This is a genomic window from Collinsella aerofaciens (assembly GCF_040926405.1).
GTDB lineage: Bacteria > Actinomycetota > Coriobacteriia > Coriobacteriales > Coriobacteriaceae > Collinsella.
On the sequence record NZ_JBCOIG010000023.1, the window covers coordinates 19,551 to 28,104 of the forward strand.

The following is an 8,554-nucleotide window of genomic DNA, read 5'->3' on the forward strand; positions in this document are numbered from 1 at the left end:
TATGACCGAACGTTCCCGGAGCGGCAAGACCGCTTGGGACAAGGAGAAAACCCGCGAGCTGTTTCGTCGCTACAAGGAGACCGGTGATCCGGACGCCCGCGAGCAGCTCGTCATGTCCCATATGAACCTGGTAAGGTTTCTTGCCAACAAATTTAAGAATCGCGGCGAGCCGCTCGACGACCTCATGCAGGTCGGCTATCTGGGCTTGCTCAAGGCTATCGACCGTTTTGATCCCGAGCGCGGACTCGAGTTCACGACGTTTGCGACACCCACTATCCTGGGCGAGATCAAACGCCATTTTCGCGACAAGGGCTGGAGTGTGCGCGTACCGCGTCGTCTGCAGGAGCTCTCGGCCAAGGTCAACCAGGCTACTGACAAACTTACCAACGAGCTGCAGCGTTCGCCCAAGGTTGAGGAGATCGCTGAGTATCTAGATGTGACTGTCGATGAGGTGCTGGAGGCCATGGAATCGTCTTCGGCCTATACCTCGGTGCCCATCGAGGCTCCTGGTGCGTCCGATTCCGACGATGCCCCCTCGATTCTCGACCGTTACGCCGACGACGACAATGAGCTCGACTTTACCGATGACCGCTTGGTGATCGAGGAAGCCATCCGCGATTTCTCGCCGCGCGAGCGCGAGGTGATCGAGCTGCGCTTTGTGAAGGGCATGACCCAGATCGAGATCGCCAAGAAGCTGGGTATTTCTCAGGTGCAGGTTTCGCGTCTGCTGCGCCGCACGCTTAAGAAGATTCAGGACAAGATCGACCCCGACGGAGTGATGATTCGTTCATGAGTGAGCACCCCCAACAAACCGATCGCGTGCTGCGCGACACCCGCATTCTGACGCTGCGCATTTGGGCTGTTGTCGGCTGCATTGTTATTGCTGCTGTCATCTTTAACCTTATGGGCATCCTGGCACCGGTTATTGAGTTTCTTGCCGTCGGCTCCATCATTGCTTTTGTGATGTCCCCGATCACCAACTGGCTCGAGCACCATGGCGTGAATCGCGGCATCGGTTCGCTTATCGCGCTTATTGTTGTTGTTGCCGTGCTCGTCGGTGTCGTTTGCATCTTGTCGCCGATTCTCTTTGGTCAGATCATGGAAGTCCTGAGCCGTCTGCCCGAGCAGCTTCGTGTTGCGGGTGGCGATCTCAACGAGATGATTTCGCATGCCAAGACGCTCAACAACACGCCGCTCAAGGAGTATTTGGACGATAATCTTTCGTCGCTTGTTACTGTGGCATCAAAGTACGTGTCTCAGATCGCTGCCGAGCTTGGCCGTGGTGTGTTCCCGCTCATCACCAATACGGCCTCGCAGTTGTTCGTGATCTTCCTTGGTCTGGTGCTTGCGTACTGGATGGCCTGCGACTACCCTCGCATGCACCACGAGATTTGCACCATCATCGGTCAGGAGAAGGAGACCTCGTACCGCTTTATGGTCGCCATCCTTTCTCGCTCTGTCGGCGGCTACATGCGCGGTATGGTCGTGACGTCCATCTGCGGTGGTTTCCTCGCCTTTATCGGTTTTATGATCATCGGCCATCCGTATGCGGCGCTCATGGCTATCTTTACCGGCATCATGCATTTGGTTCCAGTCGTCGGTCCTTGGGTGAGCGCAGCAATCGCCACAGTGCTCGGTTTCATGTTCAGCCCCATGTTGGCGTTATGGACGCTCGTCGTGACGATGGTCGCGCAAAACGTCACCGATAACGTGATTTCGCCTAAGGTTATGCAGAGCTCGGTGCAGGTGCATCCCATCATGAGCCTCACGGCGCTCGTTATTGGCTCGGCACTCATGGGCCCCATCGGCATGATTATTGCCATCCCGCTTTGTGCGGCCCTCAAAGGTATCTTCGTGTTCTACTTCGAGAATGAGACCGGCCGCCAGCTTGTGGCCTATGACGGCGCCGTGTTTAAGGGCACACCGTACCGCGATGCCGATGGCAACCCGGTCGCCGCCTACGACGCGCTCGGCGACGACACCTTCATTTACGAGTCCGAGCTCATCGGCAACGAGACTGCGCCCGAGGCCCAAGCGATGCCTAAGCCCGAGTTCGATAATCCTTGGATCAAGCTCTCGGGCTTGCAACCCGATGCCACGGGCTTCTTCAAGAATCCCTTCGCCAAGGACGATGACTCCAACTCGGACGACGATACCAAAACCGGCATCGACGGCTCCATGGACGATTCGGATTCTAAATAGGCCCTATTAACGTTTCTTGAAGTTGTAAATGACAATAAACGCGAGCAAAGCGATTGATAAGGGGCCGGCTACATAGAAAAAGAGAACGTCAATTGCGCGTAGAGTGTAATAAGCCTTATCGCCGGACATTACTGCATACAATACGTAGCCAAATGCTGGTTGGTTTGCGTACCAGCAGGAGAAGGCCAAGAGCGCTAAAAGTGCTAGTACCAGAAGTGCATTCAGGACAAATCGTTTACTTTTCATCGATTGCTCCTTCCGGGTGATTCTTATATGTAATTCTACAGCAGTCCTTTTTCAAAGGATCGCACAGTACTGAATAACGTGCACTTTCGCTGGAGGGTCGCTGTTTGGCGGCCCTCTTTTTTGCACTTGCGCGGCGGGATGGTAATATCGTTACGTTTGAACTGTTTCGATGTGAAACCGAGGAGATTCCCTCTATGAGTGCTGACTACCCGTCAATGACTACGGCCGAGATCCGCTCCAAGTTCCTCAACTTCTTTGAGGAGCGCGGTCTTAAGCTCTATCCTTCTTCGTCCCTCGTTCCCGACGATCCTTCGCTGCTGCTTGCCAACGCCGGCATGAATCAGTTTAAGGAGTACTACCAGGGCAAGAAGACCATGAAGGAGATCGGCGCGATTTCCTGCCAGAAGTGCGTCCGCACCAACGACATCGATTGCATCGGCGAGGACGGCCGTCACCTGTCCTTCTTCGAGATGCTCGGCGACTTCTCTTTTGGCGGCGTCTCCAAGGAGCAGGCTTGCGCCTGGGCCTTTGAGCTCATCACCAAGGAGTTCAAGCTGCCGCTCGACCGCCTGTACTTTACCGTTTTTACCGAGGACGACGAGACCCACGACGTGTGGCGTTCTCTGGGCGTTGCCGAGGACCACATCTCCCGCCTGGGCGAGGACGACAACTTCTGGGCCGCTGGCCCCACCGGCCCCTGCGGTCCGTGCTCCGAGATCTACTTTGACATGGGCGAGGAGGTCGGCTGCGGCAGCCCCGACTGCAAGCCTGGCTGCGACTGCGACCGCTTCCTTGAGTTCTGGAACCTCGTCTTTACCCAGTACGACCGTCAGGAGGACGGCTCCATGCCGGAGCTGCCGCACCGCAACCTCGATACGGGCATGGGCCTGGAGCGCATGGCCGCTATCATGCAGCACAAGACTGCTAACTACGACGGTGATCTGATGCAGCACCTCATCAAGCTGGGCGAGGAGATCAGCGGCAAGACCTATGACGCCGACGATTACTCCGGCGCCAGCCGTTCTCTTCGCATCATCGCCGACCACTCCCGTGCCGTCGACTTCATGATCTCTGACGGCATCCTGCCCGGTAACGAGGGTCGCGAGTACGTCCTTCGCCGCCTGCTCCGCCGCGCCGTGTTCCACGGTCGCCTGCTGGGCATCGAGGGCGCCTTCCTGACTAAGTTCATCGACGAGGTCAACGCTCAGATGGGCGAGGCCTATCCTGAGCTGCTCAAGAACGTCGCGCTCGTCAAGGGTATCGTCGCCTCCGAGGAGGAGCGCTTCTCCACGACGCTCGACTACGGTCGCGTCTACCTGGATGAGGCCCTGGCAGCGCTTGCCGAGGGTGCTGCGCTTCCGGGCGATGTTGCCTTTAAGCTGCACGACACCTTTGGTTTCCCCATCGACCTGACCGTCGAGATCGCCGGCACCGCTGGTCACGACGTCGACATGGACGGCTTCACTGCCTGCATGGAGGACCAGAAGGCCCGCGCCCGCGCCAATGCCAAGGGCGACGCCTGGGGCAGCTTCAACGACGTGTGGGTCGAGCTTTCCGACAAGGTCGCAGCGACCGAGTTCGACGGCTATGACAACGATGTGATCGAGGGCGCCAAGGTTGTCGCCATCGTGCGCAACGGCGAGTCCGTCGAGTCCGCTGCCGCCGGCGAGGACGTCGAGGTCGTGCTTGACCGCACCCCGTTCTATGCCGAGATGGGTGGCCAGCAGGGCGATGCCGGCGAGCTTTCCGCTGAGGGCGTTTCGCTGACCGTTTCCGATACCAAGAACCACAACGGCCTGTATGCTCACGTCGCCCACGTTGCCGAGGGCACGCTGACTGTCGGTGCCGCTGTTACCGCCGCGCTCGACGCCGAGCGCCGTGGCTTCTTGCGCCGCAACCACACCGCCACGCACCTGCTCGACGCCGCCCTTAAGCAGGTCCTGGGCGAGCACGTCTCCCAGGCCGGCTCGCTGGTGACGCCCGAGCACCTGCGCTTTGACTTCACGCACTTCGAGGCTCTGTCCTCTGAGCAGCTCAAGGCTGTCGAGGACCTGGTCAACCAGCAGATCTTCGCTTCCAAGCCGGTCGTGACCCGTGTCATGGGCATCGACGAGGCTAAGGCCGCCGGCGCTGTCGCTCTGTTTGGCGAGAAGTACGGCGATGTCGTCCGCGTCGTCTCCGTGGGCGCCGAGGACCAGCCGTTCTCCCGCGAGCTCTGCGGTGGCACGCACGCTGCCAACACTGCTGAGATTGGCCTGTTCAAGATCATTTCCGAGTCCTCTACGGGCTCCAATGTCCGCCGTATCGAGGCCGTGACCTCTAAGGGTGCCCTCGACTACATGGCCGACCGCCTGGCGCTCGTTGACGCCGCCGCCGCTGCGCTCAAGTGCCGCGTAGACGAGGTTCCCGCTCGCGTGGAGAACCTGCAGGCCGAGCTGCGCGAGACGTCCAATAAGCTCAAGAAGGCTCTGACCGGTGGCTCCTCCGACGCCATCTCCAGCGCCATCGAGGGCGCCGTCGAGCTCGACGGCTATAAGCTCGTTGTCGCTGAGCTCCAGGGCCTTGAGGCTGCCGACCTGCGCAACGTATGGGATACCGTGCATCAGAAGGTCGCCGGCCCTGTCGCTTGTGTCGTCGCCAGCGTGACTGAGAAGGGCACTCCGGCCCTGCTCGCTGCCGGCTCCGATGACGCCGTCAAGGCCGGTTTCCACGCCGGTAACGTGATCAAGCAGATCGCGGGTCTGGTCGACGGTCGCGGTGGCGGTCGTCCCAACATGGCCCAGGCCGGTGGCAAGAATGCTGCCGGCATCGCCGATGCCCTCGCGGCCGCTAAGACCGCGCTCGGCGCCTAAGAATCTAAGAAGTCGCTGTGGTTGCGCTCGCGCTGGACATAGGGGAGACCAGGATCGGCATCGCCATCTCGAGCCGTGATGGCAAGATGGCGATGCCCGTCAAGGTGCTTCCGGCTGCCGAGGTCACCGGTATGGCCAAGACGTTCCGCTACCTGGTTGAGGACTATGAGCCCGACATCCTGGTAAGCGGACGTCCGCTGACCATGGCCGGTGAGCCCGGCCCTCAGGCCGAGCGCGTTGCCGCTGTGGCGCAAAAGATTGCCGACGAGCTCGATCTTCCGTTGGAGTTTGAGGACGAGCGTCTGTCCTCGCAAGAGGCCAAGCGTATCCTGCGCGAGCAGGGACTCAACGAAAAGCAGATGAGGGGCAAGATCGACATGATTGCCGCCAGCCTGTTTTTGCAGACGTGGCTCGATCGTAAAAACGAGGAGGTTTCGCATGCCTAGTGCTTCCGATCCGCGCCAGCCGAATCGTACACAGCAGCCGGCGTCGCGCCCTGCCCAGCCTGGCCAGCGTCCGGCACAGCCGACGCAGCGCGCAGCTCAGCCTGCCGCGCGCCCGGCGCAGTCCTTCTCTCGTTCGGCCCAACCTGTTCAACGGACGGGTCAGCAGCCTTCTGCTCGTTCGGTTCAGCATTCGGCTTCTCACGCGGCTCAGCAGCCCACTGCTCGTACGGCCCAGCCTGCAGGCGGCACCCGCTTTAAGCAGCAGGCACCTACCCAGCGAACGCAGGCCCCCCAATCGCATTCGCATCACGCTCGTGGTTCGCATGGCGTTGCTCCGGCGACCCGCTCGAGCTACAACACGCATGCTCGTCGCGGTGCTCAAAAGAAAAGCTCCCCGGTGCCTATGATTATCGGTGGCGTTGTTGCCGTGCTTGCGCTTGTCGCGATCGTTTTCTTTGTCGTGCCAGCCGTCAAGGGCTTCTTTGGCGGTGAGGGTGCGAAAGTCGTTGCAGGCCAGCAGGTTACTATCACGATTCCCGATGGTGCCTCGGGTGACAGCATCGCTTCGATTCTCTCCGAGAACCATATCGTAGAAAATCCCAAGGATTACTATGCGGCGGTGAAAAAGCTCAACGCCGATATGTCGCTCAAGCCTGGTGATTATTCGTTCACCACACTCATGGATGCGACCAAGGTTGTTCAGCAGCTCATGGAAGGCCCCAACGCGGGCTCCAATGCGCTGACTATCCCTGAGGGCCTAACGGTCGATCAAGTCGCCGACCGTGTGGCCCAGGCCTACGACAGTATCTCTAAGGAAGACTTCCTCAACCAGGCCAAGGCCTCCAACTACGTTGACGACTATAGCTTCCTTAAGGGCGCCGCCAACGATTCGCTCGAGGGTTTCTTGTTCCCCAAGACCTATTCGCTGGGCGATTCGCCGACGGCCGATGACGTGATTCGCGCCATGCTCGATCAGTTTAAGACCGAGTACAAGTCGCTTGACTTTGCGAGCTGCGAAGCCAAGATCAAGGAACGCTACGGTGTGGAGATGTCCGACTACGACATCGTCAACTTGGCCTCTATCGTTGAGCGCGAGGGCCTCAACGCCGATCAACGTGCGCACGTGGCCTCGGTCTTCTACAACCGCCTTGCCGGCAAGCTCGACGGTCTGCGCTATCTCAACAGCGATGCGACCATGATGTATGTCACCGGTGGCGAGGTTACCGCCGACGACCTGCAGAGCGATAGTCCGTATAACACCTATAAGCACGAGGGCCTACCGCCCACGCCCATCTGCTCTCCGTCGCTCGAGGCACTCAAGGCCACGCTTGAGCCGACCGACTCCGATGACCTGTATTTCTACATTACGCAGGACGAGGAGTACTTCTCGCAAACCTACGAAGAGCATCAACAGTCTTGGAATTAGCATGAGGATTTTTAGCCCCAAACGATACGTTGCCTCGGTCGATCGCATCGACCTCGATACCCTGTGGGCCGACGGCAAACGCGCCATTCTGCTCGATCGCGATAACACCCTGGTGCCGCGCGACACCGAGCAGGTCCCCGCCGCGATTTCCGCTTGGCTCGACGCCGCCCGCGCCAAAGGCTTTAAGCTGTGCATGGTGTCCAATAACTGGCATCGCGACCAGGTCATGGCATCGGCACGCGAGCTGGGACTCGAGGCCATCAGCCACGCCATGAAGCCGGCACCGTTTGCCCTCAAGGCGGGTCTTAAGCGCCTCGGCGCCACGGCTGACGAGGCGGTGCTGATCGGTGATCAGCTCTACACGGACGTGTGGAGTGGCAACTTCGCCGGCGTCGATACCATCTTGGTTAAGCCGCAGGCGACGCAAGACCTGTGGTATACGCAGATCTTCCGTATCTTTGAGCGCCGGGCCCTGCGCGACCTTCCCTGCGAGGAATAGGTCTCGTCATGTCCCAGCACACCAAACACGGCTGCGACCATATCTTCTTTATCGGCTTTTTGGGCGCGGGCAAATCGACGCTCGCGCGCAACGTCGGCACTATGTTCAAGCGGCGTTTTATCGATACCGACCGCCTGGTCGTGCGCCGTTGCGGCAAGTCGGTAACCGAGATTTTTGAGACCGAGGGCGAGGATCGTTTTCGCGAGCTCGAGACCTCGGCGCTCCGTTCGCTCCAAAGTGAGCGCAGCCTGTTGGTTTCGTGCGGGGGCGGTATCGTCGAGACACCGGTGAATATTGAGCTGATGCACGAAATGGGTACGTGCGTGTACCTCGAGGGCGACTTCGAGGATTCGATTCGCCAGATTCGTCGGTCCGACACGCGCCCCGATTTCCGCTCGCCTGAGCATGCCGCGCGCCTGTTTGAGCATCGCCGTCCGCTGTATCGCCAGGCTGCCGACCTTACCCTTGATATTCGCAACAAGTCCTTCGAGGACGTTTCCTACCTTTGTGCCGAGATGCTTTTGGAGCGTGGGCTGCTATGATTCGCCGTCAACTGATCAATTTCCAAAACCGCAGCGTCGATGTCCGTGTCGGATTGGGTGCGTTCGATGAGCTGTCGCGTATGTTTGCCTCGGCCGTGGGCAAGCCTAAGCGCGCGATGGTCGTTTGGAACACCGCCACATCCGAGCGTTTTGGTGAAGTCGTCGAGCATGCGCTGGTCGACGCCGGTTTTGCCGTGTCGCCGCTAGTCCTCGAGGTTTCGCCTGCTGGTGCCACGCTGGCCGATGCTGATGCTATCTTTGGCGCCCTGTCTGCCAACGGCGTTACCTGCGACGATCTGGTTGTCGCCGTTGGCGATGCCGCAACCTGCTCGGTTGTTAGC

8 protein-coding genes and 1 pseudogene are annotated in these 8,554 nt (G+C 59.6%); 8 read left to right on the forward strand and 1 reads right to left on the reverse strand.

Features of this window, described 5'->3' with window-relative positions:
* The first annotated feature begins 1 nt into the window (after position 1).
* The gene (locus AB5758_RS08030) at positions 2-793 is read left to right on the forward strand and encodes an RNA polymerase sigma factor SigF (protein ID WP_022094589.1); all 792 of its coding nucleotides are present in this window, start codon (positions 2-4) and stop codon (positions 791-793) included.
* A complete protein-coding gene (locus tag AB5758_RS08035) occupies positions 790-2,202 on the forward strand; it encodes an AI-2E family transporter (RefSeq protein ID WP_368152571.1) in 1,413 nt (470 codons plus the stop codon). The genes AB5758_RS08030 and AB5758_RS08035 overlap by 4 nt, the downstream gene beginning before the upstream one ends.
* A 6-nt stretch (positions 2,203-2,208) precedes the next feature.
* On the opposite strand, the gene AB5758_RS08040 is transcribed toward AB5758_RS08035, so the two are convergent.
* Positions 2,209-2,448, reverse strand: coding sequence for a hypothetical protein (locus AB5758_RS08040; protein WP_055250466.1), 240 nt, complete (start codon positions 2,446-2,448; stop codon positions 2,209-2,211).
* Positions 2,449-2,642: 194 nt separating this feature from the next.
* On the opposite strand from AB5758_RS08040, the gene alaS reads away from it, so the two are divergent.
* The 6 genes and pseudogenes from alaS to AB5758_RS08070 all read left to right on the forward strand — a co-directional run.
* Positions 2,643-5,300 (forward strand): alanine--tRNA ligase, encoded by a 2,658-nt coding sequence (alaS, locus tag AB5758_RS08045; protein ID WP_346964668.1) that lies wholly within the window; start codon positions 2,643-2,645, stop codon positions 5,298-5,300.
* A gap of 17 nt (positions 5,301-5,317) precedes the next feature.
* Entirely contained in the window at positions 5,318-5,746 is a 429-nt protein-coding gene (gene ruvX / locus AB5758_RS08050) for a Holliday junction resolvase RuvX (RefSeq protein ID WP_138112420.1), read from the forward strand.
* The gene (mltG, locus tag AB5758_RS08055) at positions 5,739-7,172 is read left to right on the forward strand and encodes an endolytic transglycosylase MltG (protein ID WP_368155484.1); all 1,434 of its coding nucleotides are present in this window, start codon (positions 5,739-5,741) and stop codon (positions 7,170-7,172) included. Before ruvX ends, mltG begins: the two co-directional genes overlap by 8 nt.
* Position 7,173: 1 nt before the next feature.
* Positions 7,174-7,671: a YqeG family HAD IIIA-type phosphatase gene (locus tag AB5758_RS08060; RefSeq protein WP_035138189.1), complete on the forward strand. Its 498-nt coding sequence runs from the start codon at positions 7,174-7,176 to the stop codon at positions 7,669-7,671.
* 8 nt (positions 7,672-7,679) lie between these two features.
* The gene (locus AB5758_RS08065; protein WP_006233986.1) at positions 7,680-8,213 is read left to right on the forward strand and encodes a shikimate kinase; all 534 of its coding nucleotides are present in this window, start codon (positions 7,680-7,682) and stop codon (positions 8,211-8,213) included.
* A pseudogene (locus tag AB5758_RS08070) lies at positions 8,210-8,554 on the forward strand (hypothetical protein); the annotation flags it as partial. The gene AB5758_RS08065 and the pseudogene AB5758_RS08070, both read left to right, overlap by 4 nt.